23 protein-coding genes and 1 tRNA gene are annotated in these 24029 nt (G+C 59.1%); 10 read left to right on the top strand and 14 right to left on the bottom strand.

What is annotated here, in order from left to right; genetic code table 11:
• Entirely contained in the window at nt 1–999 is a 999-nt protein-coding gene (locus ACQY8Q_RS19400) for a glutathione S-transferase family protein (RefSeq protein WP_428428061.1), read from the bottom strand.
• Nucleotides 1000–1176: 177 nt separating this feature from the next.
• Between ACQY8Q_RS19400 and ACQY8Q_RS19395 the strand changes: the two genes are divergently transcribed.
• Genes ACQY8Q_RS19395 through arsK form a run of 6 tightly spaced genes read left to right on the top strand, consistent with a single transcriptional unit; the run spans nt 1177 to nt 5457 of the window.
• On the top strand, nt 1177–1533 hold the full coding sequence (locus ACQY8Q_RS19395) for an ArsR/SmtB family transcription factor (protein ID WP_428428060.1): 357 nt from the start codon (nt 1177–1179) through the stop codon (nt 1531–1533).
• Nucleotides 1526–2053 carry an arsenate reductase ArsC gene (locus ACQY8Q_RS19390; protein WP_428428059.1) on the top strand — a complete coding sequence of 176 codons (528 nt, stop codon included), beginning with the start codon at nt 1526–1528 and terminating at the stop codon, nt 2051–2053. The genes ACQY8Q_RS19395 and ACQY8Q_RS19390 overlap by 8 nt, the downstream gene beginning before the upstream one ends.
• Nucleotides 2054–2056: 3 nt before the next feature.
• Entirely contained in the window at nt 2057–3109 is a 1053-nt protein-coding gene (arsB, locus tag ACQY8Q_RS19385) for an ACR3 family arsenite efflux transporter (protein ID WP_428428058.1), read from the top strand.
• Nucleotides 3110–3111: 2 nt separating this feature from the next.
• Nucleotides 3112–3534 carry an arsenate reductase (glutaredoxin) gene (gene arsC / locus ACQY8Q_RS19380; RefSeq protein WP_428428057.1) on the top strand — a complete coding sequence of 141 codons (423 nt, stop codon included), beginning with the start codon at nt 3112–3114 and terminating at the stop codon, nt 3532–3534.
• Entirely contained in the window at nt 3509–4234 is a 726-nt protein-coding gene (gene arsH / locus ACQY8Q_RS19375; RefSeq protein WP_428428056.1) for an arsenical resistance protein ArsH, read from the top strand. Before arsC ends, arsH begins: the two co-directional genes overlap by 26 nt.
• Nucleotides 4231–5457: an arsenite efflux MFS transporter ArsK gene (gene arsK, locus ACQY8Q_RS19370; protein ID WP_428428055.1), complete on the top strand. Its 1227-nt coding sequence runs from the start codon at nt 4231–4233 to the stop codon at nt 5455–5457. Before arsH ends, arsK begins: the two co-directional genes overlap by 4 nt.
• A 33-nt stretch (nt 5458–5490) precedes the next feature.
• On the opposite strand, the gene era is transcribed toward arsK, so the two are convergent.
• The 8 genes from era to rpoZ all read right to left on the bottom strand — a co-directional run bounded on the left by era (nt 5491) and on the right by rpoZ (nt 12696).
• Entirely contained in the window at nt 5491–6423 is a 933-nt protein-coding gene (era, locus tag ACQY8Q_RS19365; RefSeq protein WP_428428054.1) for a GTPase Era, read from the bottom strand.
• Between the two features lie 111 nt (nt 6424–6534).
• Nucleotides 6535–7251 (bottom strand): ribonuclease III, encoded by a 717-nt coding sequence (rnc, locus tag ACQY8Q_RS19360; protein WP_428428053.1) that lies wholly within the window; start codon nt 7249–7251, stop codon nt 6535–6537.
• Nucleotides 7248–7982: a signal peptidase I gene (lepB, locus tag ACQY8Q_RS19355; protein WP_428429822.1), complete on the bottom strand. Its 735-nt coding sequence runs from the start codon at nt 7980–7982 to the stop codon at nt 7248–7250. Before lepB ends, rnc begins: the two co-directional genes overlap by 4 nt.
• Nucleotides 7983–8185: 203 nt before the next feature.
• A complete protein-coding gene (gene acpS, locus ACQY8Q_RS19350; RefSeq protein WP_113313566.1) occupies nt 8186–8593 on the bottom strand; it encodes a holo-ACP synthase in 408 nt (135 codons plus the stop codon).
• A gap of 77 nt (nt 8594–8670) precedes the next feature.
• Nucleotides 8671–9381, bottom strand: coding sequence for a DUF2062 domain-containing protein (locus tag ACQY8Q_RS19345; protein WP_428428052.1), 711 nt, complete (start codon nt 9379–9381; stop codon nt 8671–8673).
• Between the two features lie 81 nt (nt 9382–9462).
• Complete coding sequence (locus tag ACQY8Q_RS19340; protein ID WP_428428051.1) at nt 9463–9615, bottom strand: DUF3563 domain-containing protein; 153 nt, start codon at nt 9613–9615, stop codon at nt 9463–9465.
• Between the two features lie 292 nt (nt 9616–9907).
• The gene (locus tag ACQY8Q_RS19335; protein WP_428428050.1) at nt 9908–12130 is read right to left on the bottom strand and encodes a RelA/SpoT family protein; all 2223 of its coding nucleotides are present in this window, start codon (nt 12128–12130) and stop codon (nt 9908–9910) included.
• 158 nt (nt 12131–12288) lie between these two features.
• Nucleotides 12289–12696: a DNA-directed RNA polymerase subunit omega gene (gene rpoZ / locus ACQY8Q_RS19330; RefSeq protein WP_428428049.1), complete on the bottom strand. Its 408-nt coding sequence runs from the start codon at nt 12694–12696 to the stop codon at nt 12289–12291.
• Nucleotides 12697–13283: 587 nt separating this feature from the next.
• On the opposite strand from rpoZ, the gene ACQY8Q_RS19325 reads away from it, so the two are divergent.
• The gene (locus tag ACQY8Q_RS19325; protein WP_428428048.1) at nt 13284–13862 is read left to right on the top strand and encodes an NYN domain-containing protein; all 579 of its coding nucleotides are present in this window, start codon (nt 13284–13286) and stop codon (nt 13860–13862) included.
• Nucleotides 13863–13924: 62 nt separating this feature from the next.
• Here ACQY8Q_RS19325 and smpB read toward each other — a convergent pair whose 3' ends face one another.
• Both smpB and dapA read right to left on the bottom strand, forming a co-directional pair.
• Nucleotides 13925–14401, bottom strand: a complete 477-nt coding sequence (gene smpB / locus ACQY8Q_RS19320) for an SsrA-binding protein SmpB (RefSeq protein ID WP_426231920.1) — start codon at nt 14399–14401, stop codon at nt 13925–13927.
• On the bottom strand, nt 14401–15285 hold the full coding sequence (gene dapA, locus ACQY8Q_RS19315; RefSeq protein WP_428428047.1) for a 4-hydroxy-tetrahydrodipicolinate synthase: 885 nt from the start codon (nt 15283–15285) through the stop codon (nt 14401–14403). The genes smpB and dapA overlap by 1 nt, the downstream gene beginning before the upstream one ends.
• A gap of 298 nt (nt 15286–15583) precedes the next feature.
• On the opposite strand from dapA, the gene ACQY8Q_RS19310 reads away from it, so the two are divergent.
• Nucleotides 15584–17671 (top strand): transglycosylase SLT domain-containing protein, encoded by a 2088-nt coding sequence (locus ACQY8Q_RS19310; protein ID WP_428428046.1) that lies wholly within the window; start codon nt 15584–15586, stop codon nt 17669–17671.
• Between the two features lie 127 nt (nt 17672–17798).
• On the top strand, nt 17799–18692 hold the full coding sequence (locus tag ACQY8Q_RS19305) for an alpha/beta fold hydrolase (RefSeq protein ID WP_428428045.1): 894 nt from the start codon (nt 17799–17801) through the stop codon (nt 18690–18692).
• A 106-nt stretch (nt 18693–18798) separates the two neighbouring features.
• Here the strand turns inward: ACQY8Q_RS19305 and ACQY8Q_RS19300 are convergent, their stop codons facing one another.
• Together ACQY8Q_RS19300 and ACQY8Q_RS19295 are read right to left on the bottom strand one after the other, a co-directional pair.
• Nucleotides 18799–19890: a porin gene (locus ACQY8Q_RS19300; protein ID WP_428428044.1), complete on the bottom strand. Its 1092-nt coding sequence runs from the start codon at nt 19888–19890 to the stop codon at nt 18799–18801.
• Nucleotides 19891–20884: 994 nt separating this feature from the next.
• Nucleotides 20885–20974 (bottom strand) — tRNA-Ser (locus ACQY8Q_RS19295).
• A 355-nt stretch (nt 20975–21329) separates the two neighbouring features.
• Between ACQY8Q_RS19295 and ACQY8Q_RS19290 the strand changes: the two genes are divergently transcribed.
• Nucleotides 21330–21509, top strand: coding sequence for a hypothetical protein (locus ACQY8Q_RS19290; RefSeq protein WP_428428043.1), 180 nt, complete (start codon nt 21330–21332; stop codon nt 21507–21509).
• 86 nt (nt 21510–21595) lie between these two features.
• On the opposite strand, the gene ACQY8Q_RS19285 is transcribed toward ACQY8Q_RS19290, so the two are convergent.
• Nucleotides 21596–23818 (bottom strand): caspase family protein, encoded by a 2223-nt coding sequence (locus tag ACQY8Q_RS19285; protein ID WP_428428042.1) that lies wholly within the window; start codon nt 23816–23818, stop codon nt 21596–21598.
• Between the last annotated feature and the right edge of the window lie 211 nt (nt 23819–24029).

Raw genomic sequence — 24029 nt, 5'->3', positions numbered from 1 at the left:
TCAGGCCGCCGCAACGCCCTTGCCTGCAAGCCTTGCGCGATCATGCGGACGATCGAGATCGAGCAGCGGACCAAGCGGAACGATCCCCGTCGGGTTGATATGGGCGATGGAATAGTAACCGCGTTTGATATGATCGATCCGGGCCGTCTCGCGAATACCTGGCCATTGATAAATTTCACGCAGGTAGTTCGACAGGTTGGGATAGTCCTCCAGCCGCCGCAGATTGCATTTGAAGGCGCCGTGATAGGCGGCATCGAAGCGGATCAGCGTGACGAACAGGCGGATATCGGCCTCGGTGAACGAGGTCCCCGCGATATAGCGATTGGCGGACAGATGTGCGTCCAGCGTATCCAGCATGTCGAAAAGGACGGTGACGGCATCCGCGTAAGCGCCTTGCGTCTTGGCAAAGCCGGCGCGGTAGACGCCGTTGTTGACCCGCTCATAGATTGGCGCATTCCAGCGGTCGATGTCCGGGCGCGAACGTTCCGGATAGAAATCCTGCGTGTCGCCGGTCAGGTGATTGAAGGCGGTATTGAGGATGCGGATGATATCGGCGGACTCGTTATTGACGATGCGGCCCTCCTTGCGGTCCCAGAGAACCGGCACGGAAACCTTGCCGGTATAGTGCGGGTCGGACGCCGTGTAGAGTTCGTGCTGGTAGCGGATTTTGCCGACGTGCGGACCGGCATCCTGCGGCTCGGCATAGGTCCAGCCGTTTTCGCCCAGCTCCGGCTCGGAGATCGACACGGAAATGATATCCTGCAGGCCTTTCAGATTGCGCATCATCAAGGTGCGCGAGGCCCAGGGGCAGATGAAGGCGACGAACAGCTGATAGCGGCCGGCCTCGGCTGGAAGTGCCGCCTGCCCGTCCGGTCCCGGCGATCCATCCGCCGTGATCCAGTTGCGAAAGCTGGTCGGCTCGCGGTGAAAGGCGCCGTTCTTCATTTCGCTGGCGGCGACATCGCCGGTTTCCCATTTTCCATCGACCAGCTGCGGCATCGTCACTGTCCTCATCTAGGCCCGGAACCACCGGGCCATCATCCCCCTTTCAAATCTCATGCGCACGCGCAGCGGGCAAGCCAGCGGTTTTTTGACAGACTGTTCGATGATCCGGCTTTGTCCGCCAGTGCGATCTCCATATTGACGGAATGTAATTATGTCGATAAGTCTCGACATATGGACATTACAAACACCGTCAATGCCTTTGCCGCCCTCGCCCAGACCACACGGCTGGATGCCTTCCGGCTGCTCGTCACCCACGAACCCGACGGGTTGCCCGCCGGTGAAATCGCCCGGCTGCTGGGCGTCCCCCACAACACGATGTCGACCCATCTGGCGACCTTGCTGCGGGCGGACCTGATCACGGCGGAGCGGCAAAGCCGGTCCATCGTCTACCGCGCCAGCCTCGACAGCCTACGCCAAGTGGTGACGTTCCTCGTCAAAGACTGCTGCGCCGGCCATCCCGATCTCTGCGCACCGCTGATCGCCGACCTCGTTCCCTGCTGCGCGCCGAAGGAAAAAGGCCATGCCTGATCGTATCTACAACGTGCTCTTTCTGTGCACGGGAAATTCAGCCCGCTCAATTCTCGCCGAATCCATCCTGAACGCCGAAGGAAAAGGCCGTTTCGTCGCTCATTCGGCGGGCAGCGATCCCAAAGGCACCGTTCATCCCCTCGCTTTGAGGGAATTGGAGGCGCTCGGCTGTCCGGCAGCCGGCTTCAGCTCCAAGAGCTGGGACGTGTTTGCGGTCGGCGGTGCACCGCAGATGGATTTCATCTTCACGGTTTGCGACAATGCGGCTGGCGAGGCCTGCCCCGTCTGGATCGGTCATCCGATGACGGCCCATTGGGGCGTCGAAGACCCGGCAGCCGTGGAAGGCAGCGAATTCGAGAAAGAGCGGGCTTTCTCGCAGGCAGCACGGTTCCTGAAAAACCGGATCACGGCGTTTATCAGCCTACCACACGCCTCCATCGACAAACTGGCGATGGAAACGCATCTGCGCCAGATCGGCGCGATGGAGGGCGCAAACCATAGCAAAACGGATGTGGCCTGAATCATGTCAACATTTGAACGTTACCTGACAATCTGGGTCTTTCTCTGCATCATCGCCGGCATCACTCTGGGCTACATCATGCCTGGCCTGTTTCAGGTGATCGGTGCAGCCGAAATCGCCCGGGTCAACATACCCGTTGCGGTGCTGATCTGGCTGATGATCATTCCGATGCTCTTGCGCATCGATTTTGCAGCACTTGGCCATGTCGGTCAGTTCTGGCGCGGTATCGGCGTCACGCTTTTCATCAATTGGGCAGTCAAGCCATTTTCGATGGCGCTTCTCGGATGGCTTTTTATCGGCTGGCTGTTCCGGCCGATGCTACCCGAGACGCAGATCGATTCCTACATTGCCGGCTTGATCATTCTTGCCGCGGCCCCCTGCACTGCCATGGTCTTCGTCTGGTCAAACCTGACCAAGGGCGAGCCGCATTTCACCCTGTCGCAGGTCGCCCTCAACGACGCGATCATGATCGTGGCATTTGCTCCCATCGTCGCTCTTCTGCTCGGGCTGTCGGCGATCACAGTCCCCTGGGATACGCTCATGCTATCGGTCGGCCTTTACATCATCCTGCCGGTAGTGGCTGCGCAACTGCTCCGTCGGCGGCTTTTGAACAGCTCCGGATCGCTCGGCCGATTGCTGGCCAAACTACAGCCCTTGTCTCTGCTCGCGCTTCTGACAACCCTAGTCCTCCTTTTTGGCTTCCAGGGCGAACAGATCATTGCACAGCCGACAGTCATCGCGTTGCTTGCGGTACCGATCCTCATTCAGGTTTATTTCAACTCCGGGCTCGCCTATCTGCTCAACCGCATGGCAGGCGAACAGCATTGTGTTGCCGGACCGTCCGCCTTGATCGGTGCATCGAACTTCTTCGAGTTGGCGGTCGCTGCCGCGATCAGCCTCTTCGGGTTTCACTCCGGGGCCGCCCTTGCCACGGTCGTGGGCGTCCTTATCGAAGTGCCGGTGATGCTTTCAGTCGTATGGATCGTGAACCGAAGCCGGGATTGGTACGAGCGCGGTCTCCCCATCGACAAGCCGACTGAAACCAACAGGATTTAAGCATGACCACCACCATCTATCACAACCCCGATTGCGGCACGTCCCGCAACACGCTGGCGATGATCCGCAATGCCGGGATCGAACCATCCGTGATCGACTATCTGCAAAACCCGCCAAGCCGGGATCAGCTCAAGGCGATGATTACGGATGCGGGCCTTAGCGTCCGCGAGGCGATCCGTGAAAAAGGTACGCCGTTCAACGCGCTCGGCCTTGCCGATCCGGCGCTCAGCGACGATCAGCTTCTGGACGCCATGCTGGAGCACCCGATCCTCATCAACCGGCCGTTCGTGATCACGCCGATCGGCACGCGGCTCTGCCGGCCCTCCGAAGTCGTGCTCGACATCCTACCGGAAACACACAAGGGTGCATTTGCAAAGGAAGACGGCGAACAGGTACTTGATGCCGAGGGCAAGCGTCTTGTCTGATCTGCCTGCAGCCAGCCTCAACCATCTTCGCCAACCGGACATCGATGCGCTACGCGCGCCGTTCTCCAGCCACCCGCCCCGCATTCTCATTCTTTACGGCTCGCTCCGCAGCGTTTCCTACAGCCGCCTGCTTGCCGAAGAGGCCGGCCGTTTGCTGACGCATTCCGGTGCGCAGGTGAGGTTCTTCAATCCGGACGGCCTGCCCCTTCCCGACGCAGCACCGGCCAGCCATCCGAAGGTGCAGGAATTGCGGGAGCTGTCCCTGTGGTCGGAAGGCCAGGTCTGGGTAAGCCCGGAACGGCACGGCGCCATGAGCGGCATCATGAAGGCGCAGATCGACTGGATACCGCTTTCGGTCGGGTCGGTGCGGCCGACGCAAGGCCGGACGCTGGCGATCATGCAGGTCTCGGGCGGCTCGCAGAGCTTCAACGCGCTCAACCAGATGCGCATTCTCGGCCGCTGGATGCGGATGATCACCATCGCCAACCAGTCCTCCGTCGCCAAGGCCTATCAGGAATTCGACACCAACGGCCGGATGAAACCGTCAGCCTATTACGACCGCGTGGTCGATGTGATGGAGGAATTGATAAAGTTCACGCTTTTGACGCGCGATGTCTCAGGCTATCTCACCGACCGCTATAGTGAACGCAAGGAGGATGCGGCAAAACTAGAACAACGCGTCGGGCTGAAGAGCATATGACCATGCCCTCGCCGCGCCACCGTCTGTTTCTGATTTTCGGCCTCGGGCTGACGCAAATCATCGGTTATGGGACGCTCTACTATAGCTTCAGCATTTTGGCACCGGACATGGCGGCGGACTTCGGCTGGCCGGTGGAAGTCATCTTTGGCATCTTCTCCGCTTCCCTTCTGGCGGGTGGTCTTGTCGCACCGCGTGTCGGGCGATGGATGGACCGCTATGGAGCAAGCCGGATCATGGCGATCGGCTCGGCTGCCGCTACCGTCATCCTGATCTTCTGCGCCTCTGCTTTCAATCCGGTGGCCTATGTCGCCGGCATCGTCGCGATCGAGATCGTCTCGGCGCTGGTGCTCTACAACGCTGCCTTCGCAACGCTGGTGCAGATCATTCCCGGCAACGCCCAGCGCAGCATCACGCACCTGACGCTGATTGCCGGCTTTGCCTCGACCATCTTCTGGCCGGCCACGGTCGAGCTACATGAACACCTTTCGTGGCGTGCGATTTATCTGATCTTCGCGGCACTCAATTTGGCCGTCTGCCTGCCGGTGCATCTCTGGATCACCTGGCTTGCGCGACAGGCTGCCCCTGCCGAATCGGCAAATCAGCCTGCGCATACCAAGGTCGCAGGTGGCACCGTGATCGCGGAACACCGGCGTCGCGCCTTCCTGCTGACGGCCACAGGGTTTGCGCTGCAAGGATTTGCGCTCGCTTCATTGCTGTTTCATATGGTGCCCCTGCTCGGGGCGGTCGGGCTTGGCGCAAGCGCGGTTCTCGTCGGAACCCTGTTCGGACCTGCACAAGTGCTCAGTCGCTTCACCAACATGCTGGTGGGGAGAAATATTTCACCGCTGACGCTCGCCATTCTTTCGGCGGTGTTCATCATCTGCGGCGCGTCAGTGCTGATCATATCCGGCGACTGGATTGCCGGTGCGGTCCTGTTTGCCCTGTTCGTCGGCCTTGGCTCGGGCCTTGCCAGCATCGTGCAGGGATCGCTGCCGTTGTTTCTCTTCGGCGCTTCGGGCTATGGCGAAATGCTGGGAAAGCTGGCCGCCGTACGGCTGGCAGTCTCGGCCGCTGCCCCTTTCGTGTTTGCCGTGCTCATCGAACAGGGCGGTGCGTGGGTCGCATTAACGTCCGTTGTGGTTCTCGGAGCCGGCGCGGTCGTGGCGTTCACGGCGATCGGCCGCTGGCCGCAGCCAGTGCCAGAGGCGGCAAAACCCTGCTGACGAAGGCGCCGGCAGGGTTTGCTGCGGTCAAAATTACTTCGGGAAGTCCAGGCCCATCTCGCGGAAGCGCTCCGGGTCGTCACCCCAGTTTTCGCGAACCTTGACGAACAGGAACAGGTGGACAGGCTGTTCGAGAATTTCGGAGAGCTCCTTGCGGGACGCCATGGAGATCGCCTTGATCGCGTCGCCATTTTTGCCAAGTGCGATCTTCTTCTGGCTGTCGCGCTCGACATAGATGACCTGCTCGATGCGCACCGAGCCGTCCTTGCGCTCTTCCCACTTTTCCGTCTCGACATGCGACGAATAGGGCAATTCCTGATGCAGGCGCAGGAACAGCTTTTCGCGGGTGATTTCGGCGGCAAGCTGGCGCATCGGCAGATCGGAAATCTGGTCTTCCGGATAGTACCAGGGACCTTCCGGCAGCTTCATGGCGAGATAGTCGAGCACGTCGTCGCAGCCGGAGCCGGTCAGCGCCGAGATCATGAAGGTGCGTTCGAAATCGACGAATTCGTTGGCGGCGGTCGCCAGCTTCAGAAGATCTTCACGCTCGACCTGGTCGATCTTGTTCAGAACCAGCATCTTCGGCTGTTCGACATGCTTCAAACCCTCAAGAATGGTTTCCGCATCACCCCTCAGGCCGCGTTCGCTGTCGATCAGCATCATGATTGCATCGGCATCCTTGGCGCCGCCCCAGGCGGTCGTCACCATGGCGCGGTCGAGACGGCGGCGCGGCTTGAAGATGCCGGGCGTGTCCATGAAGACGATCTGGGCGTTCTTGTGGATGGCGATGCCGCGCACGATGGCGCGGGTCGTCTGCACCTTATGGCTGACGATCGACACCTTGGCGCCGACCAGCTTGTTGACCAGCGTCGACTTGCCGGCATTGGTGGCGCCGATCAGGGCGACGAAACCGGACCGGGTCGGGCCCTTTTCGGTTTCTACTGCAGTTGGTTCTGTTTCGCTCATGATGTCCGTAATTTCCGATTGGGCGACCGGGCGCCGCTGCGGCGCGCTGGATCGCAATTGTCTGTCAAAGGATTGCCTGATCTTTCGGGAGGAACCGTGCCTCCGGACAGATCAGGCCGCCGTCGCTTTTTTCCAGACGCCTTCGCGTTCCAGAATCTTTGTAGCGGCCACCTGTTCGGCGGCGCGCTTGGACCGGTCGATGCCCGTTTCCGGAGCAATACCGGTTATATCGACCGTGACCGTGAAGCGCGGGTCGTGATCCGGGCCGGAGCGGTCGTCGATACGGTAGCTTGGCGTCACACCGAACTTGGCGTGGGCCCATTCCTGCAATTCGGTCTTGGCGTCGCGCCGCGCACCATCCACCCGGCTTGCCCGCGACGACCAATTCCGCTGGATGAAGCCGCGCGCAGCCTCCAGCCCGCCGTCGAGATAGATCGCCGCGATCAGCGACTCTACCACATCGGCGCGGACATTGAGCATCGATTTTCCGGTGAGCTTTTTCACATCGGCGCCGGTGCGGATGAACAGATGCAAGGACAGGGAATCGGCAACAAGCGCGCAGCTGTCGGCGCTGACAAGCTGGTTCAGGCGAACCGAAAGCTCGCCCTCGTCGGCATCCTTGAAGGTATCGAACAGCAGTTCGGCGACGCAGAGCCCGAGCACGCGGTCACCCAGAAACTCGAGCCGTTCATAGTTGGAACCCTTGGCGTTGCGGGCGCTGGCATGGGTCAGCGCCCGGTCAAGCCGTTCCTTCTGGGCAAAGCTGTAGCCGATCGCAACCTCAAGCCGCTGCCGGTCCTCGGCGTTCAGCGAACGGCCCTTGCTCATTCGACGCCCTTGAACAGACGGTCGTAACGCAGATTGGTCGGCCATTTCCAGATTTCGCGGAACGATGTGTCGTTGCCGAGCGAGAAGAAGATCATCGAGGCGCGGCCGATCAGGTTCTGTGCCGGAACAAAGCCGACGTCGAAACGGCTGTCTGCCGAATTGTCGCGGTTATCGCCCATCATGAAATAATGGCCTTCGGGAACGAGGAACTCACGGGTGTTGTCGCCGCGCGAATCCGGAAACTGGTCGAGCGTGTCGAAATTGACGCCGTTGTCGAGCGTCTCGCGGTAGACCGGAACGTCCGCCCCAGTGTCATACTGGTCATCGGCCCGGAACATGCCGTCCGGAACGCGCTGAACGGCCTTGTCGTTGACATAGAGGATGCTGTCGCGAACCTGGACCTTGTCACCTGGCAAGCCGATCAGGCGCTTGATGTAGTCGATGTCCGGGTTCGGCGGGAAGCGGAACACGACGACATCGCCGCGCTTGGGTTCGCTGGCGAAGATGCGGCCTTCAAACAGGTCGGGCGAGAACGGCAGGGAGTATTTCGAATAACCATAGGCGAACTTGTTGACGAAGATATAGTCGCCGACCAGCAGCGTCGGCATCATCGAGCCGGACGGAATGGTGAAGGGCTGGAAGAAGACCGTGCGGATCACCACGGCGAGCAGAAGCGCCTGGATGATGACCTTGACGTTCTCCCAAAGGCCGCCGCCCTGCTTCTTGTCGATGTTTTCTGCCACGCCACTTGTTCCTTGATCTGATCACCACTCCGGCTTCAAAGCCGTGTGGATCTATTCGCTACGGTTCCGTACCTGATCTCGCCATTCAATTGGAGGTTGCTTGACGCATATCGTGCGCGGCGCCGTCCTTTCAAATGAACGCAAGTCCAATTTGACGGTCCGTTTCATTTGGACATGCTCTAAACGCTTCCTCAATCTTGAGCAACGGGCAGAGCCTCAATTATGACGAAGGCCTGCGCCAGCGGAAAATCGTCGGTGATCGTCAGGTGAATGACGCCGCGATGGCCGGCCGGCAGCATTTCGGCAAGCCGCTCGGCAGCGCCTCCGGTCAGCTGCATGGTCGGCTTGCCGCCCGGCAGATTGACGACGCCCATATCTTTCCAGAACACACCCTGAGCCAGGCCGGTGCCGAGCGCCTTGGAACAGGCTTCCTTGGCGGCGAACCGCTTGGCATAGGATTCGGCGCGGTTCTTACGGCCTTCCGATTTACGAATCTCGATGTCAGTGAAACAGCGATGACTGAAACGCTCGCCGAAACGCTCCAGCGAACTGGCGATACGCCGGATGTCGATCAGGTCACTGCCGATGCCGATAATCATCGAAATGAAAATACCTTCGTGAAAGTGCAACAAGAGCAAACGGTGCGCCGTCTGCCAAGTTAAAAATGTGTCAGAAATCAAACATCATCGGCCCACGCGACGGCACGCGCACGCAACTTGCTTTGACGGCGGATTTGCCGGCGGGACTGAAAGAGCCTCGCAGCGTAGAAAGCCGCCACATAAAAGACGGCGCCGCTGACGGCTGCAAGCGGTACCGAGCCAATCAGCATCGGCTTGAGCACGGGGCCCCACAGATGCGAGAACTCAAGATGCCGCAGCATGTGGAGGATATCCTGGCCGGCCATGGCGCCATTGCCCTCTGTCCCCAGCATGATCAGGCCAACCTCATAGGTGGCCGCCAGAATGAACGGAATGGTCAGGGGATTGGCCAGCGCCGTCGAGATGCCGGCGGCGATCATGTTGCCGGACAGGAGATAGGCGAATGCTAAGGCAATGAGGATGTGAAAGCCGACAAACGGGGTTGCCGAGGAGGCAGCACCGGCAGCAACGCCGACCGCAATCGAATGGGGCGATGACGAGAGCCTGAGCACGCGCATCGACAGATAACGCAGCCCGCGCGAAAAACCTTTTCGCGGCCACAGGAACTCACGGAGCTTTCCCGACCAGGTGGCCGGCTTCTTGCGTCTGAACAACATAATGCTCTGATAGACGATGCGGATATGGCTGTTCAATGGCACCGGCGCGAAAATCCGCATTTCCAGCGCCGCGAGTGCAAACAGCCCGATATAGGCATGTATCGGTAGCGGTCCAATGGGCCTGCGCATCATGCACAGGGGGCGGATCCGCCATACGTTATTTGCATAGGTCCCGGCAGCCTGACGATGCAGGCAGCCGGACAAGACGATGACTTAGAACGAGTTGCGGAACAGGCCGCGGTCGATCTGACGCTGGCGGTATTCCAGGTCGATCCGGTCGAGTGAACCATTGAGGTAGTTCATTTCGCGGTCTGCGACAGACGGTACGCGCAGGGCGTTGGTGATCTTCTTCAGTTGCTTAAACATGGTAAACCTTCTTTCGTTTACCTCCCGACGCTGAAGATAGTGGAACCAAGCGCCCTTCACCAGAGCTACAAAAACGCGGCAGCCATGCACGGGGTGCATGACCTGCACGTTTCCGCCGCAAAGAATGCACAATCAAAGTGCAATTGCCGTCAAGCCATGCGGAATGGCCATCAATCATGGCGAAATGGAGAAAGGATCTTTCCGCCAACGCCGACCATGCGAAAGCGGCTCAGCGGCGGCCGCCGATTTCAATCCGGTGCGAAGAGGAGAAAGTAATGCCGCAAAGGCGGCATTACTCGAAGACGCGCTTGACCGTCGAAACGCTTGGTAGGTCGCGGATCTGCGTGATCAGGTGATTGAGCTGACGCAGGTCCCAGACCTCGATATCCAGCTGGAACTCGCTGAAATCGGCAGCCACCTGCCCCATCGACAGGGTGCGGATATTGATATCGCTGGTGGCAACCGCCTGGGCAATCTCGGCCAGCGTTCCCGGTTCGTTGAGCGCATTGATCTGGATGCGCGCCATGAAGCGGGTATTGTTGGCTTCGTCGAGATCCCAGCGTACATCGATCCAGCGCTCCGATTCCTCGTCGAACCTCTGCAGGCTCGGAGACTGGATCGGATAGATGGTGATCCCCTTGTCCTTCTCCATGATTCCAACGATACGATCGCCGGGCACAGCACCGGACGCGCTGAAATGCACTTCGGCATTGCCGGAAAGCCCGCGGATCGGCAGAGCCTCCGGCCCCTCGCCGTCCAGGGCGTCGAACATGTCCTTCGGGCGTCCGGGCAATTTGAAGACCATGCCAGCGGCGCTGCGCATGTTGAACCAGCCATCGTCACTGGGCTTGACCGTGACCCGCTCGTCCTGATGATCGGGATAGACAGCACGCAGCACATCGAGGGACGACAGCTCACCGCGGCCGACGGCGGCGATGGCATCTTCGATTTCCTTGTGGCCAAGCCGGTGCAGGACTGGCTTCATGCCCTCGCGGGTAAACTGCTTGCCGGCCCGCTCGAATGTGCGCTCGAGGATGCGGTAACCGAGGCCGGAATACTGTTTGCGGACGGCTGCACGGGTGGCACGGCGGATGGCAGCCCGGGCCTTGCCAGTGACGACGATCTCTTCCCAGGCCGGTGGCGGAACCTGGATACCGGAGCGAACGATCTCGACCTCGTCGCCGTTGTTCAGTCTTGTCACCAGCGGCATGATCCGGCCGTTGATCTTGGCGCCGACGCAGGTATCGCCGATATTGGTGTGTACCGCATAGGCGAAGTCGATCGGCGTCGCGCCACGCGGCAGTGCAATCAGCTGGCCCTTCGGCGTGAAGCAGAAGACCTGATCCTGGAACAGTTCGAGCTTGGTGTGCTCAAGAAACTCTTCCGGATTATCGCCTTCAGCCAGCGATTCGATCGTGCGGCGCAGCCAGGAATAGGCGTTCGATTTCGGCGACAGCTTGACCTCACCAACCGGCTCGACACTGTCCTTGTAGAGCGTGTGGGCAGCGATGCCATATTCGGCGATCTCGTGCATCAACCGGGTGCGGATCTGCAGCTCGATGCGCTGGCGCGACGGGCCGACAATGGTCGTGTGGATCGACTGGTAGTCGTTTTGCTTCGGAGTCGAGATATAATCCTTGAACCGGCCGGGCACGACGCGCCAGCGCGTGTGGACGATGCCCAGTGCGCGGTAGCAATCCGGAATATCGGCGACGATGATGCGAAAACCCCAGACGTCCGAGAGTTGCTCGAACGACAGCGACTTCGACTGCATCTTCTTGAACACCGAATAGGGCTTCTTCTGACGCCCCTTGACCTGCGTCCCCGTCAGGCCTCTGGCCTGAAGCAGCTCATCCAGCTCGGCCTCGATCTTCTTGATCAGGCCTTCATTGCGGGTCGAAAGCTCCTCAAGGCGCCGTGTGACCGTCTCGAAGGCTTCCGGATTGATGTGGCGGAAGGAGAGATTTTCAAGCTCCTCGCGCATATCCTGCATGCCCATGCGGCCAGCAAGCGGCGCATAGATATCCATCGTTTCTTCGGAAATCCGCGCGCGCTTTTCCGCCGACATATGGTCGAGGGTGCGCATGTTGTGCAGGCGATCGGCAAGCTTGACGAGAAGAACGCGCACATCGTCGGAAATCGCCAAAAGCAGCTTGCGCAGGTTTTCCGCCTGCTTGGCTTTTTTTGTCACGAGATCGAGCTTCTTGATCTTGGTAAGACCTTCGACCAGCGCGCCGATATCTTCACCAAAGAGTTCGTCGATTTCGGCGCGTGTCGCCGTCGTGTCCTCGATCGTGTCGTGCAGCAGTGCGACCGCAATGGTCGATTCATCGAGATGCATCTCGGTGAGGATCGCTGCGACTTCGAGAGGATGGGAGATGTAGGGATCGCCGCTCGCCCGCTTCTGCTGGCCATGCTTCTGCATGGCGTAAACATAAGCCTTGTTGAGAAGTGCTTCGTTTACATCGGGCTTATATTTTTGAACGCGCTCAACGAGCTCGTATTGGCGCATCATCCGCGAGGGACTCCAGGAGATATCCGGAAACAAAAAGTGCGCCAATCATAGGAGTGGCGCACCGCTTTGCAAATACCGGTGTCACGAGAATTCCGAACGAAAACGCGGTATTGCATCAGAGCAGCGCATCCGGCCGAAAGGCCGGACACCGCATTGGCTCAATAGTCGTCGCTTTTTTCCGGGGGAACCAGGCCTTCGATACCAGCCAAGAGCTCTTCTTCCGACATGCGGTCGAAGGTCACGACCTCCGGCTGATCGTCATCACCCGACTGATCGGCAAACACCGAGCCAGCGTCGCCGCTGATCATCGAAGCCGGATCGGGCTCTGGCTCATCGACTTCGACATGCTTCTGCAGCGAGTGGATCAGGTCTTCCTTGAGGTCGCCCGGCGACAGGGTTTCGTCGGCGATTTCGCGCAGCGCCACGACCGGGTTCTTGTCGTTGTCGCGATCGATGGTGATCGCAGCACCCTGCGAGATCAGGCGGGCGCGATGGCTTGCCAGAAGCACAAGCTCGAAACGGTTATCGACTTTGTCGATGCAATCTTCAACGGTGACGCGGGCCATTGCCTGTCCTTTGGATCTCAAGAGCGCAGCTGAAACCATGGATGCCGTGAGACGGCCCGCTGCTGCGCTGATTAACAACACCGGCACCCGCCCCAGCCGTCGGCTTGACGGGATGCGCGGCTCCGATTTCAGGAATTACCCTGCCCGATACAATCAAAACCGCATAAATTCAAGTTTTTCCTGCAATGCGGAAAAAGATATCCGGAATTCCCGTCTGCGGCAGTGCTGGAGACAAAAATGATTATGCGGGTAACCACTCCCCACCGATTGGCTTTGACATCCGCCTAAATGATGATTGAATATCGTTAAACCCTGATGAGCCATGGAGAAATTGACGTTTGCGCGGAGAGCGCGCCAGCCCGCACATCAGAAAAAAAATCTAAACAAAGCTGGATATCTGATATTTTAAGCAAAAAACTGCGAGAAATAGCTATTCCAAGCGGAATTTTCTTAGACTAAAGCGAATGCTGGCTTAGACAGCTGGAATATGATGAAATCTTAATGTATTCGAACGTTCTGCCGCCGAGGACGTTTCCGCTCGCTAAGGTTGAAAACAAAAAACATTAAGACAACAAAAAGGAATTACGATGTTCGACCCACGCGAAAAAATCGCGCTCTTCATCGATGGGGCCAACTTGTACGCCGCGTCGAAAAGCCTTGGTTTCGACATTGATTATCGCAAGCTTCTCAAAGCCTTCCAGAAGCGCGGCTATCTGCTTCGGGCGTATTATTACACCGCACTGATCGAAGACCAGGAATACTCATCGATCCGGCCGCTGATCGATTGGCTAGACTATAACGGTTACAAGGTTGTGACAAAGCCGGCCAAGGAATTTACCGATTCTCTCGGGCGCCGGAAAATCAAGGGCAACATGGATATCGAGCTGGCCATCGACGCGATGGAACAGTCCGAGACAGTCGATCACCTGGTGATCTTCTCCGGCGACGGCGACTTCACCACGCTGGTGGAAGCGCTGCAGCGCAAGGGCCGCAAGGTCTCCGTCGTTTCGACCATGTCGACTCAGCCGCCGATGATCGCCGATGATCTGCGCCGTCAGGCCGACCACTTCATCGAGCTTGTCAGCCTGAAGGCCGAAGTCGGCCGCGACCCCTCGGAGCGCCCGGTCCGGGTGACCGAGCCGGTCAGCGATGAATTCAACGACTGAACACAAAAAAGGACCGGCTGATCGCAGCCGGTCCTTTTTTAATCCGAACGTTGTTCCGTGAATTAACGGTCCTTGAGCAACCGGCTCTTCTGCCGGTTCCAGTCGCGTTCCTTTTCGGTTTCGCGCTTGTCGTGCAGCTTCTTGCCCTTGCCCAGCGCCAATTCCAGCTTCGCCCTGCCCTGATCGTTGAAATAGATCTTGAGCGGGATGAGCGTCATGCCGTCGCGGTTGATCGCGCTTTGCAGCCGGTGCGCTTCCCGTTTTGACAACAGGAGCTTACGGCGGCGGCGCGGCTCATGGTTGAAGCGGTTGGCCTGCAGATATTCCGGCAGATAGGAATTGATCAGCCACATCTCGCCACCCTCGTCGGTGGCATAGGATTCGGCGATATTGGCCCTGCCTTCGCGCAGCGACTTGACCTCGGTGCCGGTCAGAACCAGACCGGCCTCGTAGGTATCCATGATCTCGTAATTGTAGCGGGCCTTGCGGTTCTCCGCGACAATCTTGGTGACCACACGCTGGCTGCCTTTGGGTGCCATCAGTTCATCAGCCCCGCATGGCGCAGCGCTGCGTCAATCGCGGCTTCCGTCGCCGGTTCCAGCGTCGATAGCAGAGGCGAACGCACGGTGCGGCTCATATGGCGCAACTGGTGAAGCGCATATTTGGCACCGCAGAGGCCCGGCTCCATGAAGATCGCCTTGTGCAGCGGCATCAGCTTGTCCTGATAATCGAGCGCCTTGGCATAATCGCCGGCAAGCGTTGCTTCCTGGAATTCGGCACAGAGGCGCGGTGCCACATTGGCGGTGACCGAGATGCAGCCGACGCCGCCATGGGCATTGAAGCCAAGTGCTGTCGCGTCCTCACCGGAAAGCTGGACAAAGCCTGCACCGCAGGACAAGCGCTGTTCGGAAACGCGTTCGATCTTGCCGGTCGCATCCTTGACGCCGATAATCGACGGATATGCTTTGTGCAGGGCAGCCATCGTCTCGACACTCATATCCACGACGGAGCGGCCGGGAATGTTATAGATGACGATCGGCAGCTTGATGCTTTCGGCAACAGCTGCAAAATGGGCAAAGAGCCCCTTCTGGGTCGGCTTGTTGTAGTAGGGCGTCACCACCAGAACGGCGTCCGCGCCCGCCTTTTCGGCGTGCTGTGCCAGTTCGACAGCCTCTGTCGTATTGTTGGACCCGGCGCCTGCGATCACGGGCACGCGCTTTGCCGCCGTCTCGATGCACAGCTCAACCACGCGTTTATGCTCGGCATGGGACAGGGTCGGCGATTCACCGGTGGTGCCGACCGGCACCAGACCGTGACTGCCTTCGCTGATCTGCCATTCGACATGCGCAGCAAAGCTATCCGTATCCACAGCGCGGGAAGCGGTGAACGGGGTGACGAGTGCGGGAAGAGATCCCTTGAACATGCACGACTCCTGACGGCCCGGGAGCTTGAAACCAACCCACGCTTTAGCCGCATTTCATGGTTAGAAAACTGGCGCACCTTAATCATGTGAAGTGCCTGCGGCAAGCACTCTATCGCGCCATTCGTTGCCGGTTCCCGTCTATCAAGCCGGTATCTGCGGCGCTTTTGCGCATTTTTGGGTTCGGCCAGCGGTTATTTTGGACCGCCTATATTTATGGGATTGAATGAAAACCGGTAACCTTTCGTTAGCAATTGCATCGCCAAATGAAAGACTATTGTGGGCAGGCATGGGGTTCTGGATGCGTGGGCATATGTTTCGCCACATGATTGCGATGCTGGGCGCATCGGCAGTGCTTTTTTCGGCATTGGCTGTTACCGCGCAGGAATTTCAGGCGCCGCTGCCCCGGTCAAAGCCGCAGGCATCGGTCCCGCAGACGCTGGCCAAGACCGGACGAGCCCCTTCCGCTGAAGTAACAGGCTCCATCATCTCCGCTACGGCCGCGATACCGGTTAACTCCGGCCTGAAAACCGGACTGGATGCGCTGTCCAACAAGGATGCAGGAAAGGCAATCGTGGCCCGCAACGCCATGGCCAAGGGTACGCTTGACCGCCACATTCTCACCTGGGCGATCGCCACTTCCGGACAGAAGGGTGTGCCCTCCTATGAAATCGCTGCCGCGCAGCAGGAATTGAAGGGCTGGCCCGGGCTTGGCGCACTGCGTGCCAATTCCGAACGGGCAATGTCCCGCGAGAACCCGACTGCTGCCGATGTGCTTTCGGCGTTTGGCACGACGCGGCCGGAAACGCCCGACGGCACCATCGTTCTGGCGCGCGCTTTGCAAGAAACGGGCAACAGCAACGCGGCCGCAAAATTGCTGCGTGGACTGTGGTTGAAAGACGCGCTCGACAAAGAAACCGAAACCAAGATTCTTGCGGAATTTCCGGGCCTTCTGACGACAGAAGACCACAAGCAACGCATGGAAATGCTGCTGTATCGCGCCCGCCTCGACCAGGCCGCCCGCTTCAGCGATCTCGGCAAGGCCCAATCGCTGTACCGCGCCTGGATCGCGGTTGCCAAGAAAGCCGACAATGCGGCGGCGCTGATCGCAGCCGTCGACCGCTCCTGGGCCAACGAACCGGCCTACCTGTTCATCCGGGTCGAATATCTGCGCAAGCAGGAAAAATACGAGGAGGCAGCCAAGCTTCTGGCCGGTCTTTCGAAAGACAAGGACGCGCTGGTCAATCCGGGCGAATGGTGGGTCGAGCAGCGGATCATCAGCCGGGGTCTGCTTGACCAGGGCAAGTTCAAGGCGGCCTACGCGATCGCGGCAAACAATTCTGCGGTCAACCCGGCCGATATCGTCGATGCGGAATTCCATGCCGGCTGGTATGCCCTGCGCGGGCTGAAGGACGCGCCGGCCGCCACGCTACATTTTCAACGCATCCTTAAGGCCTCCAACAGGCCGATTTCTGTTTCGCGGGCCTGGTACTGGATGGGACGCGCCGCCGAGGCGGGTGCTTCCGGCGATGCAAAAGAGTATTTTACCAAGGCGGCCGCCTTTCCCGGCACATTCTATGGGCAGCTCGCGGCAGCCCGGCTTGGCAGTACAGGGTTGAACGTCACCTACCCGTCGCCAACGGCCGACGATCGGACACGCTTTGAAGGCCGCGAGGCGGTGCAGGCTATCGCGCGGCTGGAAGAGGCAGGGCATGCCTGGCGGGCAGATAACCTCTACCGGGCACTGGCCGAGGAAATGACCAGCCCGGGCGAGCTCGCCATTCTTTCGGCCCGCGCCGAAAAAACCGGCGGGCACCAGCTGTCGCTGCAGATCGGCAAGATTGCCTTCGGGCGCGGCATCGATGTTGCGGCTCTCGCTTTCCCGATCGGCGTCATTCCGGCAAATGCCAATATCAGTGGCGCCGGCAAGGCGCTGGCCTACGCGATTGCCCGCCAGGAAAGCGCCTTCAATCCGGCAGCGATCTCGCCTGCCAACGCACGCGGACTGCTGCAAATTCTGCCGGGCACCGCCAAGGGTGTTGCCGGGCGGCATGGCCTTGCGTATTCGCAGGAGCGGTTGACGACGGACACCGCCTATAATGCCACGCTTGGCGCGCACTATCTCGGCGAACAGATCGACGATTTCGGCGGCTCCTACATCCTCACCTTCATCGCCTATAATGCCGGCCCTCGGCGCGTGCCGGATTGGATCAATCGCTACGGCGACCCGCGTGGCAAGTCGATCGACGATGTGGTGGACTGGATCGAGCGCATTCCCTTTGCCGAAACGCGCAACTATGTGCAGAGGGTGATGGAAAACTACCAGGTCTACAAATCCCGCCTCGGACAGACGGCCGATATCGTGCAGGATCTGCGCGTAGGCCGCTGACGGCAGCTCCTCCATCCGCCTGCCGACAGCAACACCCGGATTGCCGAAAGACACAAAGTCCGCTGCCCCTCTTTCGGGACTGTTCTGATGCGCTATGGTTCTCCCGACACTCATTGGAGGGGACACCGTGACGAGCACCACCAAAACCAGCTTTCGTGAATACCGGTTTTCAGCCAGTGACGGACTACAACTCTATGCCCGTGATTATGGCCATGACGATCTTCGAACGGCAGCAGCACTACCGGTCGTCTGCCTGCCCGGCCTCAGCCGTAACAGTCGCGATTTTCACCTTCTGGCAACAGCGCTCTCCACTCACCCCGAAATGCCACGCCGCGTGATTGCGCTCGACTATCGGGGGCGCGGGTTTTCGGATTGGGACACGGACAAAAGCCGCTATCAGCTGCCGGTGGAAGCGGAAGATGCCCTGACCGCATGCGCAAATCTCGATATTACACGGGCGATCTTCATCGGCACGTCACGCGGCGGCCTGATCCTGCATCTTCTCGCCAGCATGCGCGCCTCGCTGCTCGCCGCCGTGGTGCTGAACGATATCGGCCCGGTCATCGAAATTACAGGGCTGTTGCAGATCCGGCAATATCTGGAGGCGCAACAGTCGCTGCAGTCTTGGGAAGAGGCCGTCGAAAACCTGAAACGGGTGCATGGCGCGGCCTTCCCTGCCCTTGAGGAGGTCGATTGGAGAGATATGGCAGACGCCATTTACCGGCAAAAGAACGGCATGATCGTCGCTGATTTCGATCCGGCGTTGATCGAGCCGCTGAAAAGCATGAATGCAGACACCGCAGTGCCGGATCTCTGGGCACTCTACCAAGGTTTTCAGGCAATACCTTTGATGGTCATCAGGGGCGAAAACTCCAGCATTCTGTCACAGGCCACCTTTGCGGAGATGGGGCAACGGCATCCGGGCATGAGATCCGTGACGGCAGCGGGACAAGGACATGCTCCACTGCTGCATCGCCCGGATATGTTTGCCGAAATCACGGCGTTCATCGACAGGATTTGATAGGGCGGTGGTCATACGAGTGGCAGCGAGAAAACCCGAAAGGCCCTAAAACGGAAAAAGCCCGATCTTTCGATCGGGCTTTCCATCACTGATATGAAACCAGAGATTAGAAGTCGCGCTGCAGACGGATGAAACCAGTCGTTTCATCGCCACCGCGGAAGTTGGTGGTTGTGCCTACACGGTTGTACGAGCCGCTGTCGACGTCCTGATACTGAACTGTCGCAAGAGCCTTCAGACCATCAGTGATCTGGTAGCCAGCCGTCAGACCAACGCGCCATGCATCAACACCGTTGATGAAAGCGTAGTCGCCGAAGTACTGAGCAGCCGGGGTGATGGTCAGCTTGTCAGTTGCCTTGAATTCGTACGAAGCAGCAACGGTCCATTCGGATTCGTTGTAGTATGCGTTCGGGTCCGAAGCCCAGACACCAGCAAGGTTGAACGTGCCAGCACCGAGTTCAGCGGACAAGATAGCGCGGATGGCACCTTCTTCACGCTCAGTGTCGTAACCGCCGAGCAGGGTAGCCGTTACGCCACCGACCGAGCCGGACAGCATGGCGGCAACGCCAACGCCGTTGTCGTGACGACGGAAATTGTTCGGAAGCTGGGTAGCAAGGGCCGGACCGTTGCGACCGAGGCCTTCGAGTTCATCAACCGAGATACCAGCCTTGAATGCGCCGCCATCGTAGGTGTACGAAATCGAGTTGAACAGGGTGGTGGTTGCAAGCGCGTCGGTTTCGCCAGCAATGCCATCGTCCCACCAGCTGTAGTAGTAGCCGAACTTGAAGCCAGCGATCGCGAACGAAGCCGTATCAAGGAAGGTCGAGCCACTGTTGTCAGCCGCGTCGGCGTTGGTCTGCAGAACGATCGTGCTTTCGAGCGTGCCAAGTTCGGTGTCGTTCTTGGCATCGATCTGCAGCTGACCACGGGTGAACGTATCCCAGCTGGACGAGCCGTTGCCTGCGAAATTGCCCTTCGCTACCTGGTCACGACCGAAGTTGGTCTGGAAACGGACGTAACCACCGATCTTCAGGCAGGTTTCCGTGCCCGGGATGTAGAAGTAGCCAGTGCCGAAAGCGTCGCAAACGCGAACGTATTCCATTGGTTCCGGCTCAGCAGCAACGATTGCGTCAGCTGCCTGGGCGCCGGATACTGCTGCGAGAGCTGCAGCGGAGCCGAGAAGAAGGCTCTTGATGTTCATTTCTGACCTCCAGTCAAAAGTTTCAAACAGGTCTGGGTATTATACTGAAGGACAGTATTCCCTGCCCCATCCCCAACATTTAAGAAGTCGGACGATCAACCGCCCTTGCTTCCGGAGTTGAAAATACAAGACGGGACCGCTGGCGCAATCACCAACTTGCCAGTTCGTCATGTTTGACCCGCCCTTCCCCCTGCGCTGTTGCTGAAACGACACAAAATCGCCTCAAGCGACCGGAAGTCCTTAACAAGAGATTAAGAAAACCCTTTGTTCATGAGGACTTAGCCCCGGTCCGCGATACGCTCGACGTATCAGAACGGGGCAAAAAAGGGGCGAAACGCCGCTGCACAAGCGGATTCGCCGTGTTGCGCAGGGCACGCCGCGACGGCGGGGACGATCATCCCGTGAACTCGAGAACCGGAATCGGGACACCGTGATGGGCGGCAAAGGCAGAGATTCGCAGAATCACCGGTGCGATGCGCGCCCAAGTCGATTCGTGCGGGCACATCGGCCAAGCCGTCAAAACCGCATCGTTGCACGCCTCGTGCCGGAGAACAGGCAGATTATGCCTCTATTGAGTGGCGGGCGGGAATAGAGCCAGGAAGAGCAACGACCAGAGAGAGAGAGAGAGAGAGAGAGAGAGAGAGAGAGAGAGAAGCTCGCCGGCTCATGACAGTGTGGTCATTTTGGCCGACTGCGTATCGGCGAACATCCGGCCGCGCGTCCAAGATGGCGGGCGGGACACCATCGCGCTTTTTGACGCTGAAGATTGCCATTCCGAACAATCGCCATTCCGACTGTTTCAGATTTGGCAGGTCATCTCCGACTTCGCAGTCAGCAGCGCAAGACAGTACGATAGGGGAAATGGGGTCAAACTGGGGGACGCAGGTGATGCAAGAGGAAAAGCGACAGCATCATAATGCGTGGCCCTTGCATCAACTGTGGCGCTCGGTGCGTGCCAACGTGCTGGCCGGAAAATCTTGCGGGTAAGGTCTAGTGGCGGAGAAGATGGGATTCGAACCCACGATACCCTTCCGGGTATACTCCCTTAGCAGGGGAGCGCCTTCGACCACTCGGCCACCTCTCCGTTAGCGCCTGACTAGAGTCAGGAGCCTTTCATTGCAAGGGGTTTTTGCGGTTTCCCGCGACAAAGTTGATTTTGAACACTCGTTGGCGTGGTCCTGCAGGCTGTAAACGGCGAGACGGGTGGCATATGGCACTCTTTATGAACTGCCTGATGAAGTACCCGGCCATCTTTGTCCCGGACTGGACTGTGATGGCCGTGGTGCAAAGACCTGCCGTAAGCAACAGCGCTGCGGAGGACAATTGCGCATTCTGCATTCCCGATTGCCCGCGACGGGGGTGTTGCGCTAATCCTGTCCTTATAGAAGCGCGTTCGTCGAGATTGCGCGCTGCAGACAAGTACAGGTTCGGAATCCACCATGAGCAATGACAGCAAGCCGGAAATCAAAGTGACGATCGAAAAATTGCGCAATGGGCGATGGGCTTTTGTGCTCAAGCGCGGCGCGGTCGTCTATCCCGCCCACGGCCAGTTCACCAACCAGATCGAGGCCATTTCCGCCGGGCAGGCTGCGCTCAAGGCTTTGGAAAACAACCGCTAAGCCGATCTGCTTTTCTCGTAAAAAGGGCCGGAGCTGTCTTTACAGCTCCGGCCCTTTTGTTTTCGCCAATGACCGACGCCTGTCTCTCAGGTCTTTTTCGCGAGACGGTCGATCGCATTCTGGGTGGCGGCGCCGAAATCGCCGTCCAGCGGACCGCTGTAAAGGCCACGATCCTTGAGCAGTGCCTGGATTTCCTTGCGGAAGGCGGGCGTGAAATTGTCCGGGGAGGTTTTCAGTTCCTCAAGCTTGGCCGGATCGCCACCTTCGACGCTTGCCGCTGCCCAGCGCACCGCCTCTTTCGGATCCGCTCTTGTGCCCAGACCCCAATCATAAAGGCGACTCAGATTTCCCATGGCATAGGCGCTGCCGGCATTGGAGGCCATTTCGTACCAGTTGCGCGCCTGCGCATAGTCCTGCGACACGCCCTTGCCGTCATCATAGAACCAGCCAAGCAGCGCCATCGAATAGGCGTCACCGACATTGGCTGCTTTTTCATACCAAACCTTTGCCTGGTTATAATCCTGTGGTGTGCCGAGACCATTCTGATAGGCCCAGCCGAGCGACGACATTGCATTGGCATCGCCGCCTTCAGCCGCCTTCTGGTACCAGGAGAGCGACTGGGCGAGATCTTTTTCGACACCGTTGCCCTCACGGTAGAACCAGCCCACCGTCGCCATGGCATTGGCGTAACCCTGATTGGCCGAGAGCTGGTACCATTTCAGCGATTCCACATAATCCTGCGGAACGCTGTCATAGCCATCCCGATAGAGCCAGCCAAGCGATGCCTGGGCATAGGAATTGCCGTTACCCGCGGCATGCTCGAACATTTCCTTGCCCTTATCGACATCGACGGGACCATCGGTGCCGTAGATCGAGAACCAGGCAAGGTTCGTCAGTCCATACATATTGCCGCCATCGGCTGCCTTTTGATAGTTGCTGCGGGCATCGGCATAGTTGCGGCCGGCGTCCTGCGCCCGGCCGAGCATGTTGATCAGCATCGTGTCGTCGGGGTTTTCGTTGACTGCCTGGGCGCAGGCCGTGAGCGCACGCGCCGCATCGATCTTCAGGAAATTGACGCCGAGGAAGCCCGGCATCGACTGCGGCTCGCCGGCCAGCAGATAGCAGTCGCGCGAGGCCTGCGTATCCTTGCCGGTTTGCGAAATATTCAAGCCCTTCTTCGGCTCCAGTGCGGCAATCTGGGTTTCGGCTTCCGCCCTGTGTTTGCTGTCGGGGTAACGCTCGACGAAACGGGTCAGCGCCGCGCCATCCGTGGATTGCTTGAGCGCCTCCCAGGCGATTTCGTCCGGCGTCACCGTCGTCTGCGCTGCCTCTTCCAAAAGCTTCAGCTTCTTTTCGGCGAGCATCTTGTAGACCGGGTCGGCGCCATGCTTGGCCAAAAATACCTCGATCAGGTCCTTGTCGGCGAGATCGCGGATATTCTGCCAATCGGCAGCAGCAGCCGACAGGCCGTTCGGCGAGACTTCCTGCGTGTTGCCATTGTTGGTGATGTTGATGTTCACTTCCTTGATATTGAGGAAGATCTGCGCGCCGCCGAGCGAACCATAAACAAAAGGCTCCTGCTCGCGATTGGTCGCGGTCACCACGTCATCGCGGACCTTGCCGAGCGCGATGCGCACATCGACGCCGGGTTCGGTCAGATATTTCGATAGCGCCGTGGCAAACGGGCTGTTCTTGCCCTCGCCGTCCATCGCAACGGTGCCGGCCTTCGAGGCGAAGGCGACCAGGAGGTCGGCCGATTCGGGCTCGACACGGGCCAGACCGCGGCTGACGGCGCGGGTGGAGATCGAGCGGGACATCGATTGTTCGAAGGGATTGTTGCGGCAAGCATCGAGAATGACCAGTTTCAACCGCGTTGCGCCTTCAAGCGAACGCTGCACGCGGTCGAGCCCAATCGCCTCGTCTTCCACATCCTTGTCTGTCTTGAGGCTGACATCGACCGGCAGGAGGAAATTCTGGCCGTTCATCTCCATGCCGTGGCCGGAATAATAGATGATGGCGACATCCGCACCGGCGGCAGTGTCCTCGAAATCGCGCAGCGCCCGGACCATCGCGGCCCGGTCGAGATCATGGACGGCCGTGACCGTATCGAAACCAGCCTCCTCGAACGACGTCTTCATGAGTTCGACATCGTTGGCCGGGTTGTTCAGCTGCGATGTGGCCTCGTATTTCTCGTTGCCGATCAACAGCGCGACACGTTTTGCAGCTTCGGCAGAGCCGGCCTGAAACGCAATGATCGACAGCGCCAGAACGAAGACCGGCAGCCAGCCATGGAAATTACGCTTGAACATGATTTTCCCTCCGCGCCCGTGCAGGCCGCCGGGGTGTAATGCACCCTTGCGAACTGCGCAAACATCATCGCTGTTTCGGCCGGCCTTTTCGCTGCCGGCGCACTTTGCATGAAAGTATTACGTATGGGCGGGCGGGTTTCAATGTCCGGCTTCAGGCTTTTTTAAGCAAGGATGAAAACAAGGCCGCTGGCACCGCAAGCTCAGTGCAAGG

Source organism: Pararhizobium sp., assembly GCF_965279435.1.
In the GTDB taxonomy this organism is placed as follows: Bacteria; Pseudomonadota; Alphaproteobacteria; order Rhizobiales; family Rhizobiaceae; genus Pararhizobium.
Note: the sequence above shows the minus strand (reverse complement) of the source record. Positions and strands in the feature narration are given on the sequence as shown.